This is a genomic window from Flexivirga caeni, assembly GCF_003724155.1.
Classification (GTDB): domain Bacteria; phylum Actinomycetota; class Actinomycetes; order Actinomycetales; family Dermatophilaceae; genus Flexivirga; species Flexivirga caeni.
This window is the reverse complement of sequence record NZ_RJJQ01000021.1, coordinates 49,454-65,151: the sequence shown is the minus strand read 5'-3', so window position 1 is coordinate 65,151 and position 15,698 is coordinate 49,454. Positions and strand designations below refer to the sequence as shown.

Here is a 15,698-nt window from a genome sequence, read left to right as displayed (position 1 = left end):
GTGTCGCGCCTGGCCCAGGGTCGGGTGGTGGTTCACCGCATTCCGGCCGCCGGACGGGCGTGCGACGCCGGAGGTGCGGCCGCAGTGCGCTTATCGCTTGGTGCGGTCCCAGTGCGCGAAACCGGCTGCCTTCGCGGTCGCCTCGTCGCTGAACCAGACCTCGGGCTCGGTCGCGTCATACCGCGGGCTGTCCGGGGTGTGGAAGAGCATCGAGTCGGCGTTGCCCTTGATCGGGTGCCCCGGGGGCGTGGAGCCGTCGGGTCGCGGTGACGCCGCGCCCGGGCCGAAGCGCTCGGTCATCGGGTCGGGTTCGGCGGGCTCCTCCGGCCCGGCGTCTGCGGCTGTTGCGGGCTCGGGCTGCTCGGCCGGTGCCGGTTCCTCGGCTGCCGGCGGCGCGGGCTCTGGCTCTGGCTGCGTGGCGGGTGCGGCGTGCTCGGCGGACTCCGCTTCGTCGTGGCCCTCGGTTGCCGGCGGCTCGTCGGTCGATGCCGCCGGCGTGACCACACCTTCCGCGGGCTGCTCGACGGGTGTGTCGGCATACGCCGACTCCTCGTGCTGTACCTCGGCCGCCGGGCTCTCGCCGGGCGCGTCGGCCGGTCGGACCTGCGGGTCGTCGTTCTCCTGCGCGACCTCGGCATCGGTGCTGGTCCACTCGGCGGGTGCGGCGTCCTCCTCGGCCGGCGCCGGCTCCGGCTCGGATGCCTGCTCGGGCGCGGGCTCGGGCTCGACGACAGGTTCCGTCTCGGGCTCGGGCTCGACCACAGGCTCCGTCTCGGGCGCAGCTTCGGTCTCGGCCGGCTGCGACTCGACGGCAGCGTCCGCGATCTTCGGCTCGGCCTCGGGTTCGGGTCCGGGTCCGGGTTCGGAAGGCTGCTCGGATGGCGCGTCGGAAGCGGGTGCGCTCTCCTTTGTGTCGGCTGCCGGGGCCACCGGAGTCTCGTCGGCTGCCGCCGGCTCGCTGGGCGGCTCCGGCTGGTGCGCCTCCTGGTCGAAGACCGGCCGGCCTGGGGCTGCTGGAGCAGAAGGGGCAATGCCGCTGGTGGCGTCGGCCGCCGCATCGCTGCGGGCGACGTGCCGTCCGACCGGGTCGGCGTCATTCGCGCCGCGCCGGCGGGACAGGATCCACCAGACAATCAGCGCAATCACAATGATCGCGACGATGATCCAGACCCAAACCATGATGCTCGACCCCTCTTCGGTGAATTGGTCGGCGAAGTGCCGGCCCGGGAAGTGAAGCCGGCCGCCGTTCCGCCTCACCCTAGTGCCGATGTGGGCAAACCGCCTTCACCCACACGCACCCAATCAGCGACCGTTGCCGGTTGTGTACGCCCCCGCCGCACGTTTCGCGTCCCCAAGGCTCGACCGTCGCGGGTACGGGACAGCATCTCGCGGGGAAACCGTCCTCAAGGCTCGACCGTCGCGCGTACGGGACAGGATTTCGCACAATCCCCGGCCGGAACCCTCGACCGTCGAGAGTTAGGGACGCCCCGGGCCAATCCCCAGTACGCAAGCCTCGACCGTCGAAGGTTGCGTACGCGCAATCGCCGTTTCCCGACCCGAACCCTCGACCGTCGAAGGCACGGGACGCCGGCCGACCCAACGGGCGTCCGCCGGGCGCGCGATCTCTAAGCTGACCCCGTGCCGACGCTCTTCCGCCACCCGCGCATCTACACCGGCGACCCCGCGTCGTCATACGTCACCGGTCTGCTGGTCGAGAACGACCGGATCTCGACTGTTGGCGCCGACGCCGACCTGGCAGCCGCGCACCCGACGGCCGAGGTCGTCGACCTGCCGGGCGAACTGGTCATGCCGGGGATGCACGACGCGCACATCCACACTGCCGGGGTCGCTCGCGCGCTGGCCGCTGTCGACCTGCGCGCAGTCCGGTCGCTGGAGGAGGCGCTCGCGACCGTTCGCGATCATGTCAGCGGAATGCCTTCAGGGGCTTGGGTTTTCGGGGGTCGCTGGGACAGCAACAAGTGGGCGGTTCCGGTGCAGCCGACCGCGCACGACCTCGACTCGGTGAGCGGCGACCACCCCGTCGCACTGTCGAGCATCGACGGTCACACCCTCTGGGCGAACACCGCAGCACTGCGCGCTGCCGGCATCGACGCGTCCTGGACGGACCCTCCCGGGGGTATGGCGGTACGCGACGCGGCCGGAAACCCCACCGGCATACTGCGCGAGACCGCACAGGATGCCATCGAGGAGCTCGAAGCCGAGAGTTCCGACCTGCGCGCCCCGCTGCTCGCCGCCCAGGAGCACCTGCTGTCCGTCGGGCTCACCGCGGTCACTGACCTCAACGGCGAGGACGCGCGGGCGGCATACCTATCGATCAAGGCTGCCGGCGAGCTGAAAATCCGTGTTGTCAAAGGCATTCCGATGGATGCCCTGCAGCGCGCGATCGCTGAGGGCCGCCGCACCGGCGACGGCGACGACTGGTTCCGCGTCGGACCGTTGAAGCTCTTCAGCGACGGCGCGCTCGGCTCACGAACCGCACACCTGAGCCGCCCGTATGCCGACAAACCGGACAACCTCGGCATGGCCGTGATGACGCACACTGAGTTGTATGACGCAGCCCGCTCCGCCGTCGACGCCGGCATCGCCGTGGCGACCCACGCCATCGGCGACCGGGCCAACCACGTGGTGCTCGACGTCTACGAGAAGCTGCGCCGCGACACCGGCACGACGCTCGCGCTGTCCATCGAGCACACCCAGTTCCTGCAGCCAGGCGATGTGGCGCGGTTGCGGGCGCTCGGCGTCACCGCGTCGATGCAACCGACCCACTGCACCAGTGACATCGCCCTGGTGGAAGCTCTGCTGTCGGAGCACGACCTGGTCGGCTACGGCTGGCGCAGTGTGCTGGACTCCGGTGCCGCGCTGGCGTTCGGCTCGGACGCTCCGGTCGAGGAGGCGAACCCGTTCCACGGCATCCACGCGGCGATCACCCGGCAGCGCGGAGACGGCACACCGGCGGGCGGCTTCCAGCCGGCGGAGCGGATCAGCGTCAAGGAGGCGATTGCGGCATACGCGACCGGGCCCGCCGTGCTCACCGGCACCGCTGACGCGCGAGGCACCCTCACCGCCGGGAAGCTCGCCGATTTCATCGCCGTCGACACCGACATCACCAGCCCCGCCGTGTTCGCCGACGAGCCGCTGCGCATCCGGGAGGCTCAGGTGCTGCAGTCCGTCGTCGGCGGCGAAACCCGCTGGCAGCGCTCCTGATCCGGCGATCCCGACGGTCGCGCGACCTCGGGAGGATGCCCAGCGCGCGCCAGACCGCGCGATCGGCATACTCGGAACGACGCGCGAGCGGCACACCTCGGAGCGATCAGCGGTCCTGGATCCGCGGCCAGGCGCGGTCCTGCTCCAACTGCAGCGCGAGGCGCAGCAGCAGCGACTCGGTGCCGTGAGTGGACGACAGCATCGCGCCGATCGGCAGCCCCTCGTCGGTGCGGCCGGCGGGGATGGAGAGCGCCGGGCCGCCTGTCGCGTTGTGCAACGGGGTGAAACCGGCGTAATCGACCAGCCGCCGGAAGTGCTCCTCGGCCGAGAGCTCGGCACCCAGGTAGCCCAGCTTCGGCGTCGTGTGCGCCACGACGGGACTCAGCACGACGTCCGGACCCTTGGCGAACGCGATGCGCGAAGCGGGCGACGACGCGAGCAACCGCGCCAGGTAGACCGGTGCCTTGCGCAGCCGGCGCTTGCCCTGCGCGGCCAGGCCCAGCGTCAGCGGCTCCAGCTTGCCGGTGTCGAACCCCGGCCCGAACATCCGGTGCCCGGAGGTGGTCACCGCCAGCGCGAGCAGGCGCCAGTAGTCGACGAAATCGTCGCGGAAGAACTGCGGCACCGGCAGCCGGTAGGGCTCGACGTGGTGGCCGAGCGCTTCGAGCCGCCGGCCGAGCGCCTCGACCGCAGCACGCGTCGGCGCGTCGCTGGGCGCGGTCACCGGTGAGTCCAGCAACAGCCCGATGCGCAGCGAGCGGTCAATCGGCCGGTCGACCGCCTCGATCGGGGGCAGCAACCGGTTGCGGTGCACCCGCTGCGCCGCCAGATAGAACCCCGCGACGTCGCGGACCGACCGGGCGAGCACCGAGTCCGTGACCACCCGCACGGGCGTCCACTCGCTGCCATCGTTCGTCCGCAGCCGCCCACGGGTCGGTTTCAGGCCGATCAACCCGCAGGCCGCGGCCGGGATGCGGATCGAGCCACCGCCGTCGTTGCCGTGCGCGATGGGTATGACGCCCGCAGCGACCCACGAGGCCGATCCGCCCGAGCTGCCACCGCTGGAATAGCCCAGGTGCCACGGGTTGTGGGTCTGCCGGGTCAGTGTCTCGGTGGTGGCGGTCCAGCCGAACTCCGGCATGGTCGTCGTGCCGATCGGGATGATGCCGGTCTGCAGGAACTGCGCCGCAACCCGGCCATCCTTCGGTTGCACCGTTGCCGGCACCGCCGCGGACCCCTCGGTCATCGGCATGCCACCGACCGGGATGTTGTCCTTGAAAGCTGCTGGTACGCCCGCAAATTCGGCGTGTCCGGGGGAAGCAGCACGCGAGCGTGCCCGGTCGAAGTCAGGGTGTGCCAGCGCCTGCAGCGCTTCCTCCACCCGCTCGGCCCGGGCAATCGCGGCATCGACCGCCTCGAGAGCACTGATCTCACGGCTCCGAATGCGCGCGGCCACACCCGTCGCGTCCAGGTCGCCGAGGGCGTCATCGGTGAAGGCATGGACTCGGGTGCTGGTGTCAGACATGCTCACACCAGCAACTTACCGCGCGGTAGGTGACGCATTCCGGCGGCCAGCCGCGCAATCCCGCGAGTATGCCGAGCGCGCGCCCCACCGCGCGCTGGGCATACTCGAAACCCTCAGCCGGCGCTGGTCTGCGTTTCGCGGTGCGCGAGCCCACGAACCTCGTCCCAGACACGGACCCGTTCGCGGTATGCCGGCACGGCGGCCAGCCCGTCCTGCGCCATCGCCGATTCCAGCCAGCGCAGCAGCGCCGGCGGTGCCTGCTCGACGAAGACCCGCAACTCCCCGTCCGGAAGTGCGAGAACCCGCCGGCACAGCCGCGCGTTGGGGACGAACCGCTGCCCGGACGCGATCGACAGCAGCGCTTGCACGCCGTCGATCGCCGACTCGTTCAGCACCGACTCGATCTGCGGCGACACCGCGAACTGCCCGGCCTGCACGACATACAGGTGCCAGACCTCGTCGACTCCGGCTTCCAGCAGGCACCGGTCCATCGCCCGCTCGTGGTTGCCGGTGACGCGGATGTCGTCCAGCGCCAGCACGAGCCGCCCGGCGACATCCCGGTCCGGGGTGAGATCTCCGGCCGTGATCGCCCCACGGCGGGCGGCAAGCGTCATCCGCGAGTAGTCGCCATTGCTGATCCCCTCGCGCCGCACCCCGAACGTGCCGACCTCGAGATCCGTTCGCAGCGCTCGCAATTGGTGCACGAACGGAAGCACCAAGCTGTATGCCGCGGGCGGCACCCGGCCGAAGGCCGAACTGGTCACCAGCACGGGGCGGGACGGCAGTCGCTGCGCCGCGAGCGCGGCGAGTGCCACCGCGAACCGGCGCGCAACAGCGGCGTCGCCGTGCTTGAACCGCGAATAACCGGCCGCATCGACGAGGGCAGCGCCCGGCAGACCGACCGCGGAGGTCAGCTCGGTGAGCCAGATGCGCCGGGATGCAGGCTCGCTCATCGCCGCGCCCTCCTGCGTCGGGTGCGGCGATTCGCCTTGAGCCCTTGTGGTCGCTCGCTGCGCTCGCTCATCGGCATACTCCTTCCGCCGCGGTGACCGGCCGGCGCTCGGACTCCGCACGCAACGCTGCCGTTCCGTGCGGGTAGCCGGCGAGGAACGCTGGGCCGGTCGCCTCGGCGTCGGCCCGGAAGCGCGCCACCAGGTCGGCCGGGCATTGCGCGAGGAAGTCGGCGATGCCGGGTTCGGCGAGCAGCCGCTTGAGGAACCGGATGGTGGGCACGAAGTCGCCGCGCCGTACCGACGGCAGCATGTCGAAGACGGAGCGCACCTGCGCGTGGTTGAGCGCCGCCTCCACCCTCGGGTCGGCGGCCAGCTGTTCGTCGCAGGTGGCGACGTATGCCGTGACGACCTGTCCCACACCGTTGTCCTGCAGCAGATCCACCATCACCTGCTCCGCGAGGCCGGTCACGCGCACGTCGTCGACGACGATCGCGATGGCGTCGCGCACCGGTTCGGTGAGCCGAAATCCGATGCTCGCCAGATCGTTTCGCCGGTCCTGCTCGGACGATGCGGCGTAGTCGATGTGGGTGACCGAATCCTTCCGGACGTGTATGACGTGCGCCGCGCCGTGGTCGCCACGGACCGCGTTCACCGCGTCGCGCACCGCGATCGCCAGGTAGTAGCAGGCCGGCCGCGCGACCAGGTAGGCCACCGGAAGCACGATCGGCCGGTCCGTGGTCGTCAGCCACGGATGGGCGGTCAGCAAGGCGGCACCGAGCTCGGCACCCAGCGTGCGAGTCGAGGGCAGGTCGCCATGCTTCATCAGCGAATAGGTGCGCGTGTCGAAGGCGCGCCCGGTTACCGCGTCGGCCGGGGTACGTGCGCTGCCGGTCAGCGGATGCGCGACCACCTGGCGGACCTCTGCGAGTGCGCCCGTCACGGCTGCAGCCCTCGCAGAACCCGCAGCGTCGACACACCGTCGGGTCGCACCAGCTCCGCCGTCATACCCACTGCCCGTGCGCCGACCATGTCGGCGTCCGGGTTGTCACCGACGTGCCTCACCCGGGCGGGCGGCAGGCCGAGAACGGCGCACGCCTGCGCGAAGACCTCAGGGTGCGGTTTGGCGACGCCGACCTCATTGGAGAAGACCCCCGGTAGACCGCCGAAACCGGCCGGCACCAACAGCTTTCGCATCAGCTCACCCGGCAGCATGCCGGTGTTGCTGGTCAGCACGACCGGCATCGGCAGCGCGGACACCGCGGCGGGAAGTTCCACGTGCAACGGCCGCGGTGGGTGTGCCAGCGCCAGCTCCTCCTGGGCCGCGACGAGTTCGCCGGCGCGTGCCGCGACCTGCTCCGTCGGCAGGCCGAGGGCGACCAGCGCCGCCTCGATCCGGCCCGCGAAGCCGATGTCGGCGCCCAACCGCACACAGCGCTCGTCGACGGCGCGGTCGGCCGCACGCACGGCGGTGTCGAACACGTCGGCCGGCACGCCAGGCGCGAGCGCGTCCCGCAGCATGCGGTTGCGCGCCGGCTTGAACTCCGGGTCACTGGCCAGCAGCGTGCCCCAGATGTCGAGGCTGACGCCGGCCGGGATTGCGGCGCGGCGGGGCGCCGCGGTCGTCATACGAAATCGAGACTCGGCGTCAGAGGACGCTGAGCGCCAGCGGCTCGAGGTCGCGGGCGGTGCGGCCGTTGCCGGGCGCGCCGATCGCGGTGAAGGACCAGCCGGCCGGTGTGCGGGACACGCGAGCCATCACCAGCGCGGTGTGCGTGCCCGAGCCGGTCAGCTGGAATCGCGCCAGCTCAGCATCGCCGGCCATCGAGTCGACGACCCGGACCACGGCGTTGTCGATCTCGGTGAAGTTCTCACCGCTGTAGGAGTTGACGACGAAGACGATGTGCTCGACCGACGGGTGCACCGCACCGAGGTCGACGTTGATCGACTCGTCGTCGCCGTCGCCCTCACCGGTCAGGTTGTCGCCGGTGTGCTGGATTGCGCCGTCGCTGGACCGCAGCTTGCCGAAGTAGACGGTGTCCAGCACCCGGCCGCCGCCGATGACGAGCGCGGAGGCGTCCAGGTCGATCGCTCGCTGCACCTGCTTGGTGCCGCCGAAGAGCGTCTTCTTGGTGATCGTCTTGACGTCCCAGCCGAGGCCCATGCGAACCCGGCTGAGGTTGCCGCCGTCCTGTTTGCGCAGGTCGACGGTCTGGCCTTTGGACAGGTTGATGCTCATCTGATTTCTCCTCCACCCCACCGTGGGAGGTGATCGTCGGGTTTGTGATGCGTCATACGGATGCGGTTTCGGGTTCGCCGGATTCCTCGATCTCGGCGTCGCGCTTGTTGGCCCGGACCGAACTGACCCAGGCGGCCAGGATGAAGGCGATGCCGATGCCGCCGATCACGAACTCGCCCAGGTCGAAGCGGATGCTGAGCACCAGCATGACGGCGAGCGCGCCGATCGCCCAGTGGGCGCCGTTCTCCAGGAAGCGGTATTCGGCAAGGGTGCCCTGGCGGACCAGGTAGATGGTCATCGACCGGACGTACATCGCGCCGACGCCCAGGCCTAGCATGATCAGGATCGGGTCGGGGGTGATGGCGAACGCGCCGATGACACCGTCGAAGGAGAACGTCGCGTCGAGCACCTCCAGGAAGAGGAACATCGAGAACGCGGCCTTGCCCGCCAACAGCAGGGTCTGGCCGGTCGAGGCGTGCGCGTCGGCTTCCTCGAACTCGTGATCCTTGGCCTCTTCGCGGGCCTCCATCATCGTCGACATGCCGCTCACCGCGAGGTAGAGGATGATGCCGAGCAGCCCGGAGAAGAGGACGATCGAGCGCATCTGCACGGCCGTGTGCACGTGCGTCTCGTGCACCAGCGTCTCGCTCGCGACCAGCAGGAACAGACCGGCGATGATCACCGACAGCACGTCGAGCCGGCCGAGCCGCTGCAGCGGCCGCTCGATCCAGGCGAGCCAGTGGATCTCCCGGTCCTCGTCGAACATGAAGTCCAGGAAGAGCAGCAGCAGGAACATGCCGCCGAAGGCCGCGATCGCCGGGTGCGCCTCGGTGAGGATGTAGCCGTAGGTGCCCGGGGTGTGCGGGTCGCCCTTCTCCAGCGCCAGGTGCAGCGCCCGCCACGGGCTGATCGACCCGGACAGACAGACGATGATGAACGGGAAGATCAGCCGCATCCCGAAGACGGCGACCAGCACACCGACCGTCAGGAACATACGCTGCCAGAACGGGTTGAGCCGCGTCAGGTATTTGGCGTTGACCGCGGCATTGTCGAACGAGAAGACGATCTCGACCACGATCAGGATCGCGCAGAGGCCGACGCCGGTCCAGTTGTCATAGAGGAACGCGACGGCCAGCACGATCACCGTGATGACGAAATCGATGCGGAAGTGCTTCAAGGCTTGCAAAACGGTGTGCTCTTCTCGACGTGACGGGGTCAAGTGGGTGTGGTGCAGGTATGACGCACAATCCCGGTCCACGGTTTCGCCGCCGGCCGGAATAATGCTCCGTGCAGCCCAACGACGATCCGTGGTCCGGGGTTCCGCAGGTAACTCCATCCCGTGGTCGGGGTCCCCGCGAAGTAATCGGGGTTGCGGGTCCCGGCGACGTATCGGAGCGAGGCACGAGCGGAGAACTTCGTTGGGCGCAGCGCAGCGGAGGAGAAACTTCGTGGGGCGGTTTATCCCACCTGCAGGCCGAACTGCGTGATGACGCTGGCGAGGCCTCCGGCATACCCCTGGGCGATGGCGCGAAACTTCCACTCGCCGCCGTTGCGGTAGAGCTCGCCGAAGATCAGCGCGGTCTCGGTGGAGGCGTCCTCGCCGAGGTCGAAGCGGACGCCCTTGGTGCTGTTGTGCGGGTCGTCGGCGTCGTAGATGCGGATGTAGGCGTCGGCGACCTGGCCGAAGTTCTGCCCGCGCGCGTCGGCCTGGTCGATGGACGCGACGACCACGATGCGCTGCACGTCGGGGGAGACCTGCGCGAGCGAGACGTTGATCTGCTCGTCGTCGCCCTCGCCCTCGCCGGTGCGGTTGTCGCCCTGGTGCTGCACGGCACCGTTGTCGCCGGTCAGGTTGTTGTAGAAGACGAAGTCGGAGTCGCCGCGCACCCGGCCGTTATCGGCGAGCAGCAGGACAGAGGCGTCCAGGTCGAACGGTGCTCCGTCGGTGGTGCGGGGGTCCCAGCCGAGGCCGATGACGGCGTTCGTCATACCCGGCGCGGCCTTCTCCAGCGAAATGTTGCCGCCCTTGCTGAGGCTGACTGCCATGGTGATTTCCTTTCGGTGTCGATGCTCGTCAGACGAGCGGGGTGTAGGGGTCGCGCCAGGAGATCTCGCGATAACCGTATGCGGCGCAGATCTGCTGCAGCGTCCCGGAGTAGGGGTCGTGCTCGGCGCGCAGGACCAGCCGGCCCTCCACGACGTAGCCGGTGAGCAGCGCCTGGGCGCCGAGGGTCGGCCCGGCCACGAGCGGGATCTCGAGGCGGGATTCGCCGTATGTCGTGACGGTCACCGTGCCTCCGGGCAACTGTTTGCTGGGCCGGGTGGGAACGGCGAAGAGCACCAGGCGGTGTATGTCGGTGATGCGTCGCAGGTTGACCGCCACGCCGCTGGTGGTGGCCCGGAAGATCGGCCGGCGCGGATCCGGACCCTGCTGGGAAAGGCCTGGCAGTACGAGGGATTCGCGACTGTCACCGGTTTCGAAGACCAGTCCGAGGATGACTTCGGAGGGGTTGGACACGGCGACCTTGGCGTCGAGACCGCCCGCCGCGGACTGCATGCGGGTCAACTCCACCACCGGCTCGTTCTCGGTCATCGGCCGGCGCTCCCCGGCGTTGATGGTCGGCAGTCCGAGGCCGTGGTCGGCGGTGCGGGTATGTCCGTGCGGCGACCGGGACGGTGCGGCCGGAGCCTGGCTCGGCGCGTCCAGTGACAACGACGTGCCGCCCGGCGGGGTCGCGGGTGTTTCGTCGAAAAGCGTGAGGGAGGTTCCGGCGGGTGGGGTGCCAGCGGGCGGGGTCGGCGGTGCGCTGTCGCCGAGGTCGAGCGAGGCGCTCACGGCGGGAGCGGCGGGTGCGCTCGGTGCGCTCAGGTCCAGCGATGCACTCGGCGGTTGTGCTGGGCTCGGGACTACTGGGGCGCTCAGGTCCAGCGAAGCACTTGGCTGCTCCGCGACTGAACCAGCGACGTCGGCGAGATCGGGCGAGGGACTGACAGCAGGCGCGGGCGGCGCCGGCTGCGCGGCCCGCAGGCTGCGAGCGCGCAGGTAGGGAAGATCGGTGCGGATGGTCATAGCGAAACGCCGAATTCCTGGGCGAGACCGTGCAACCCGGAGGAGTAGCCCACCCCGAGAACGCGCAGTTTCCACTGACCGCCGAGCCGGTACAGCTCCGCCAGCTTCAGTGCGGTCTCGGCGGACAGGCCTTCTGCCAGGTCGACCGAGGAGATGATCGACGCGCCGCCGTCGAGATTGAGCAGCCGGACCACGAGTCGCTTGAGCTGGCCGAGGTTCCGGCTGCTGCCGCTGCCTTCGGAGAGGTAGATGGCGAAGACGATCCTACTGACGTCGTCGGGCACCGCCGTGAGTTCGACCTCGACCTGCGCGTCATCGCCGCCGAGGGCCTGCTGCAGCTGCGCCGTGGAGAGATCGGCCGACACCAGCTGGTTGAAGTAGACGACGTGATCGGGCGAGAGCGCCATACCGTTCTGGCCGACCAGGATCGTGAGCAGCGTGAGGTTGTCGTCGAGCACTCGCTCGCCGCCGGTGTCCCAGTCGACGCCGAAGACAACACCCTGCAGATCAGGCAGTTCTCGCTGCAGCGCGATGTTGGCGCCCTTGGCCATCGGGCTCACGATCCACACCCTCCACTCTCGGATCCACCCTTACGGGCAATCCTCTCGCGACCGTCGTTACTCATGGACGCCACTCAATCACGCCGGTTCCATCCATACCCGTCCCGTTCTCGCGACCGTCGCGCCTTCGGGACGCGAAACACACCGAACCCGCCACACCCGCGACCCAATCTCACAAGTTCAGCTCGGACTCGCCGAACTTGTCCTCCAGGAAGCGGCCGTGCACCTGCAACGACTGCAAGTCGCGCTCCCGGCTGGCCTGCGCCAGTTGCTCGACGCTGCGTCGCAATGTGGTCAGCTGCTCCACCAGCGCGTCCGTGGCAGCGGTGCCGTCGACACCGCCCGGACCGGCGGCGCGCATCGCCCCGACATACGCCCGGATCGACCCCGGCAGATAGTCGGTGAGCGTGCCGTTGATCGCGACGCGCACCCCGATGTCCAGCCGGTCCGCGTCACCCGAGGTGAGCACCTCGCGCACCGTGTCGGTGACCGCCCTGGCCAGCACCACGCCGATCGTCGGCAGGTCTCCGGCGCTGCTGTTGATCTCCAGGATCAGCGACTGGTTCTTGCGCAGCAGCGACGCGACCGAGTCACCGGACGGGTCCGCGACGGCCTGCGTGGCGGACTCGAAGCGCGCCTGCGCCTGCCCCCGCATCCGGCCGCTTGACCCGTCCGGGTCGAAAAGGCGTGACAGCAATCCCACGCAGTGACCTTACTGCTGGCCGCCCGGCAACTGCTGGGGCGGAGCGCCCGCCGGCTGGAAGCTCGCCGCAGTCGTCGCGTCGATGCCCTGCGCCCGCATGGAGCGCTCGAGGTAGGGCTTCGCGCGCTGCACCTGGCCCTCCAGGGCACCGATCGTCTGCGCCATGGATTGCGTTGCCTGCGAACGGAACTGGTCGATCGCGTCCATCGTGGCGAAGACGTTGTCGAACGCCGCCTGCAGCTTGTCGATCTCGATCGTGCTGCTCGCCGCCTGCTGGTTGATCTCCGCACCCTGGGTGCGCAGCTGCTGGGAGGTCTGCTCGATCATGTTCGAGGTGGTGCTGTTGAGCGCGGTGATCTGGTCGAGCACGACCTTCTGCTGCGCGAGCGCCTGGCTGACGATGATCGCGGTGCGCAGCGCGGCGACCGTGGTGGTCTGCGCGCGGTCGACGCCGCGGATGAGCTCCTGGTTGTTCTTGCGCACCAGGTCGAGCGCCAGGTAACCCTGCACCGACACGGCCATCTGCGTCATGATGTCCTGCCGCCGCTGCCGTACTGCGAAGAGCACGTCCGACTTCATGATGTCGGCGTCCTCACTGCGGCCCGCGGTCTGCAACTCGGCGATCTTGCCCTCGACCGCGCTGTCGAGAGCGGTGGCGAGCTGGTTGTACTCCCCCAGCTTCTGCATCGCCTGCCACATGTTGTTGCGCTCCACCTCGATGGAGGCGTTGTCCTTGCGCAACTCGTCCTGTCCGGCGGCCAGCGAGCGGATGATGGCGTCCAGGTGGCTCTGCGCCGACTGGTACTTCATGAAGTAGTTCTCGATCTTGTTGCCGCCGGGCAGCCACTTGAGCACCTTCTTGGCGCCCTTGAGGTCCGCGCGGTTCGGATCGAGGTCGGTGATGGTGCGGCGCAGGTCGATCAGCGTGCCGCTCACCTTCGACTGCGCGGAGTCCTTGCCCGCCTGGGCGGCCGGCCGCTGCAGCATCCGGTTGGACACGTCCGAGGAACGGCGGATCTCGGTGTCGCCCATGTTGACGATCGAGTTGACCTTCTCGGTGAACGACGGAGCCTTCATGTCCATCGAGGTCAGCTCCGTGACGAACGCCTGCGCCTTCTGCTGCAGCGCGGTCTGTGCTTCCGGCGCGACGGGCACTGCCTGCACGGCCTGCTGGTCCTGGATCACCGGCACCGGGCTCGGCGCCTCCAGCACCAGCCCGCCAGCCGCGGGAGCAGTCATCGGGGGCAGCGAAGGCGCCGGAGCAGGGGCCGTCTGCACGGGCTGCGACGCCGCAGGCTGCTGAGGCGCGACCGGTTGCTGCTGCGGAACCGGGGCGGGTTGCTGCCCGCCGCCGGAGTTCTGCTGGAACTGGTCACCGAGCCCACCGCTCAGATCGAGGTTGGACATGTTGCAAGCCTCCTAGTCGCCGCGGCTGTGTTCCGCGGACCCCGAGTGTTCCGTCTTAGCTTAGGTATGGCGGGCCGGTCTCGCAGCCGCCGGGCGCCTGCGGCGCTTCCTCGTCATACGACGCAGCAGCGGCCCAGCCGTTCCACCCCACCCCTCCAACGCGCGACGGCTGCCCCGAGTTCGGCCAGTTGCCATATCGTCGCAGGGTGAGTTCTCTGCGCATCGCGTTCATCATCGGCAGCACCCGCCCGGACCGGGTCGGTCCCACCATCGCCGACTGGGCGGTCGACCATGCCACGCGACGCGGCGATGCGGCATACGAGCTCGTCGACCTGGCGCACGTCGGACTCCCCCTGCTCGACGAGCCCGAACCGGCGGCCGCACACCACTACCGGCAGGATCACACCCGGCGCTGGTCGCGGCTGATCGACGGGTATGACGGCTTCGTCTTCGTCGCCCCGGAGTACAACCGCGGCGTCTCGGCCGCGCTGAAGAACGCGATCGACTACCTGTATGCCGAGTGGAACGACAAGGCGGCCGGGCTTATCTGTTACGGCTCCAGCGGCGGCCTGCGCGCGGGCGAACAGCTGAAGTCGACGCTCGGGGAGGTGCAGATCGCGACTGTGCGGGCGCAGGTGTCGCTGTCGATCTACGACGACATGACCGACTTCGTGCAGCTCACGCCGCGGGACTACCAGCTCGGCAACCTGGACGCCATGCTCGATCAGCTGGTGCGCTGGGCAGCGGCGATGCGCGCGCTGCGGGGTGGGCTGGTCCGGCCCTAGGAGACGACTCCGACCCGCCGCTGACGGTCGAAACCACCGCTGACGCCGCTGCTGCACCGTCACCGGCCGTTGTGGCCGTCAGTCAACGCCAAACGACCACAGCACGTCATTCGGGAAGCCCGGGCTGCGGTGGCCGTCGCGGCCGATCATCGTGTCGGCGGCGACGAGCGCGTTGACCACGGCTTCCTCGGTCGCCTGCACGACCGCCTCGTAGAAGCGGTTCATCGCCGGCCACGGCACGAAGTCGAGATGTTGCAGGGCGCTGGGCATACCGCCGATGCCGCTGTCGAGTGCCCCAGCACCTGCCGTCGAGAAGGCGAGGAAGACGTCGCCGGAGAAATGGCTGCCCGTGGTCCCGGTGCGGGCGAGACCGAGCGTCACCCGACGGGCGAGCGCCTTGCACTGGCCGGGCAGCAGCGGTGCGTTCGTCGCGACGACGGTGATGCAGGACCCGGAGCCGGGCGGCGCAGCGGTGCGTGCTTCCTCCATCGGATTGTCCTCAGCGAGTCGTATGCCGAGCCGGCGCCCGCGGATCGTCAGCTCGCGCCGGGAGCCGAAGTTGGCCTGGGTGAGGACGCCCACGACATACGGCTCTTCGGCGAAGCCGACGACACGGGACGCGGTGCCGGTGCCGGCCTTGAAGGCATAGCAGTTCATGCCGGTGCCGCCGCCGACGCTGCCTTCCGCGAGCGGGCCGGAGTTGATCTGCTTGGCGGGCGACATCGGGCTTTCCGACGCTGCCTTCCGCGAGCGGGCCGGAGACCGCTGCGTCGAGTGCCGCGATCGCGGTCTCCTCGCGCACGTGCCGGCCGTTGATGTCGTTGAGGTATCCGTCGAACGTCTCGCCGACGACGGGCAGGTGCCACCCGGCCTCCAGCGCGGGGTTGCGGGCCAGCGACCACTCCAGCACCCCGCGGTGGACCGGGCCGACCGCATGCATGTTGGTGATCGCGACGGGCAATGCGAGAGCACCGCTCTCCTCGATCCAGTGGCTGCCGGTCAGCTCACCATTGCCGTTGAAGGAGAACATCCCCGCCGCGACGGCGCTCCCCACCCGGTCGCGCCCGAGCGGCAGGATCGCCGTCACTCCGGTGCGGACTGGGCCGTTGCCCGGCACGAGCAGCCCGTCGCCCGCTATCAGCGTCGCGTAGCCGACCTCGACGCCGGGCACGTCCGTGATGGCGTTCCACGGACCCGGAGTCCCGTCGAAGGCGAGGTAGTCGCGCGCTCTCAT

The 15,698-nt window shown here is 69.6% G+C and carries 15 protein-coding genes and 1 pseudogene; 2 read left to right on the top strand and 14 right to left on the bottom strand.

Translation table 11 applies throughout. From position 1 onward, the window contains the following. Positions 1 to 90: 90 nt before the first annotated feature. Positions 91 to 1,179 (bottom strand): sunset domain-containing protein, encoded by a 1,089-nt coding sequence (locus tag EFY87_RS20405; protein ID WP_158607693.1) that lies wholly within the window; start codon positions 1,177 to 1,179, stop codon positions 91 to 93. A 459-nt stretch (positions 1,180 to 1,638) separates the two neighbouring features. Between EFY87_RS20405 and EFY87_RS17360 the strand changes: the two genes are divergently transcribed. Further along, the gene (locus tag EFY87_RS17360) at positions 1,639 to 3,225 is read left to right on the top strand and encodes an amidohydrolase (protein WP_123272751.1); all 1,587 of its coding nucleotides are present in this window, start codon (positions 1,639 to 1,641) and stop codon (positions 3,223 to 3,225) included. A 106-nt stretch (positions 3,226 to 3,331) separates the two neighbouring features. Here the strand turns inward: EFY87_RS17360 and EFY87_RS17355 are convergent, their stop codons facing one another. From EFY87_RS17355 to EFY87_RS17305, 11 genes are all read right to left on the bottom strand, one after another. After that, complete coding sequence (locus tag EFY87_RS17355; protein WP_123272777.1) at positions 3,332 to 4,750, bottom strand: amidase; 1,419 nt, start codon at positions 4,748 to 4,750, stop codon at positions 3,332 to 3,334. Positions 4,751 to 4,863: 113 nt separating this feature from the next. Further along, positions 4,864 to 5,703 carry a phosphoribosyltransferase family protein gene (locus EFY87_RS17350; protein WP_123272750.1) on the bottom strand — a complete coding sequence of 280 codons (840 nt, stop codon included), beginning with the start codon at positions 5,701 to 5,703 and terminating at the stop codon, positions 4,864 to 4,866. Positions 5,704 to 5,770: 67 nt separating this feature from the next. Beyond that, positions 5,771 to 6,643, bottom strand: coding sequence for a phosphoribosyltransferase family protein (locus EFY87_RS17345; protein ID WP_123272749.1), 873 nt, complete (start codon positions 6,641 to 6,643; stop codon positions 5,771 to 5,773). Next, a complete protein-coding gene (locus EFY87_RS17340) occupies positions 6,640 to 7,329 on the bottom strand; it encodes an HAD family hydrolase (RefSeq protein WP_123272748.1) in 690 nt (229 codons plus the stop codon). Before EFY87_RS17340 ends, EFY87_RS17345 begins: the two co-directional genes overlap by 4 nt. A gap of 19 nt (positions 7,330 to 7,348) precedes the next feature. Continuing rightward, a complete protein-coding gene (locus EFY87_RS17335; RefSeq protein ID WP_123272747.1) occupies positions 7,349 to 7,939 on the bottom strand; it encodes a TerD family protein in 591 nt (196 codons plus the stop codon). Positions 7,940 to 7,991: 52 nt separating this feature from the next. Beyond that, positions 7,992 to 9,116, bottom strand: coding sequence for a DUF475 domain-containing protein (locus tag EFY87_RS17330; RefSeq protein ID WP_245988728.1), 1,125 nt, complete (start codon positions 9,114 to 9,116; stop codon positions 7,992 to 7,994). A gap of 281 nt (positions 9,117 to 9,397) precedes the next feature. Next, positions 9,398 to 9,985 carry a TerD family protein gene (locus EFY87_RS17325; RefSeq protein WP_123272745.1) on the bottom strand — a complete coding sequence of 196 codons (588 nt, stop codon included), beginning with the start codon at positions 9,983 to 9,985 and terminating at the stop codon, positions 9,398 to 9,400. A 28-nt stretch (positions 9,986 to 10,013) separates the two neighbouring features. After that, complete coding sequence (locus tag EFY87_RS17320; RefSeq protein WP_148043392.1) at positions 10,014 to 11,009, bottom strand: hypothetical protein; 996 nt, start codon at positions 11,007 to 11,009, stop codon at positions 10,014 to 10,016. After that, complete coding sequence (locus EFY87_RS17315; protein ID WP_245988731.1) at positions 11,006 to 11,560, bottom strand: TerD family protein; 555 nt, start codon at positions 11,558 to 11,560, stop codon at positions 11,006 to 11,008. The genes EFY87_RS17320 and EFY87_RS17315 overlap by 4 nt, the downstream gene beginning before the upstream one ends. 181 nt (positions 11,561 to 11,741) lie before the next feature. Next, complete coding sequence (locus EFY87_RS17310) at positions 11,742 to 12,272, bottom strand: hypothetical protein (RefSeq protein WP_148043390.1); 531 nt, start codon at positions 12,270 to 12,272, stop codon at positions 11,742 to 11,744. A 9-nt stretch (positions 12,273 to 12,281) separates the two neighbouring features. Further along, positions 12,282 to 13,679 carry a toxic anion resistance protein gene (locus tag EFY87_RS17305; RefSeq protein WP_245988727.1) on the bottom strand — a complete coding sequence of 466 codons (1,398 nt, stop codon included), beginning with the start codon at positions 13,677 to 13,679 and terminating at the stop codon, positions 12,282 to 12,284. Positions 13,680 to 13,885: 206 nt separating this feature from the next. Here EFY87_RS17305 and EFY87_RS17300 point away from each other — a divergent pair, with 206 nt between their 5' ends. Then, positions 13,886 to 14,464, top strand: coding sequence for an NADPH-dependent FMN reductase (locus EFY87_RS17300; RefSeq protein WP_123272741.1), 579 nt, complete (start codon positions 13,886 to 13,888; stop codon positions 14,462 to 14,464). 78 nt (positions 14,465 to 14,542) lie between these two features. Here the strand turns inward: EFY87_RS17300 and EFY87_RS21220 are convergent, their stop codons facing one another. Then, complete coding sequence (locus EFY87_RS21220) at positions 14,543 to 15,187, bottom strand: P1 family peptidase (RefSeq protein ID WP_281276221.1); 645 nt, start codon at positions 15,185 to 15,187, stop codon at positions 14,543 to 14,545. Positions 15,188 to 15,326: 139 nt separating this feature from the next. Beyond that, positions 15,327 to 15,698, bottom strand: a pseudogene (locus tag EFY87_RS21215) (P1 family peptidase); the annotation flags it as partial.

Bases quoted from the DNA above. Each gene is read 5' to 3' on its own strand.
- EFY87_RS17350 (WP_123272750.1), bottom strand. From the start codon at position 5,703: ATGAGCGAGCCTGCATCCCGGCGCATCTGGCTCACCGAGCTGACCTCC.
- EFY87_RS17315 (WP_245988731.1), bottom strand. From the start codon at position 11,560: ATGGCCAAGGGCGCCAACATCGCGCTGCAGCGAGAACTGCCTGATCTG.
- EFY87_RS17325 (WP_123272745.1), bottom strand. From the start codon at position 9,985: ATGGCAGTCAGCCTCAGCAAGGGCGGCAACATTTCGCTGGAGAAGGCC.
- EFY87_RS21220 (WP_281276221.1), bottom strand. From the start codon at position 15,187: ATGTCGCCCGCCAAGCAGATCAACTCCGGCCCGCTCGCGGAAGGCAGC.
- EFY87_RS17335 (WP_123272747.1), bottom strand. From the start codon at position 7,939: ATGAGCATCAACCTGTCCAAAGGCCAGACCGTCGACCTGCGCAAACAG.
- EFY87_RS17320 (WP_148043392.1), bottom strand. From the start codon at position 11,009: ATGACCATCCGCACCGATCTTCCCTACCTGCGCGCTCGCAGCCTGCGG.
- EFY87_RS17305 (WP_245988727.1), bottom strand. From the start codon at position 13,679: ATGTCCAACCTCGATCTGAGCGGTGGGCTCGGTGACCAGTTCCAGCAG.
- EFY87_RS17340 (WP_123272748.1), bottom strand. From the start codon at position 7,329: ATGACGACCGCGGCGCCCCGCCGCGCCGCAATCCCGGCCGGCGTCAGC.
- EFY87_RS17355 (WP_123272777.1), bottom strand. From the start codon at position 4,750: ATGTCTGACACCAGCACCCGAGTCCATGCCTTCACCGATGACGCCCTC.
- EFY87_RS20405 (WP_158607693.1), bottom strand. From the start codon at position 1,179: ATGGTTTGGGTCTGGATCATCGTCGCGATCATTGTGATTGCGCTGATT.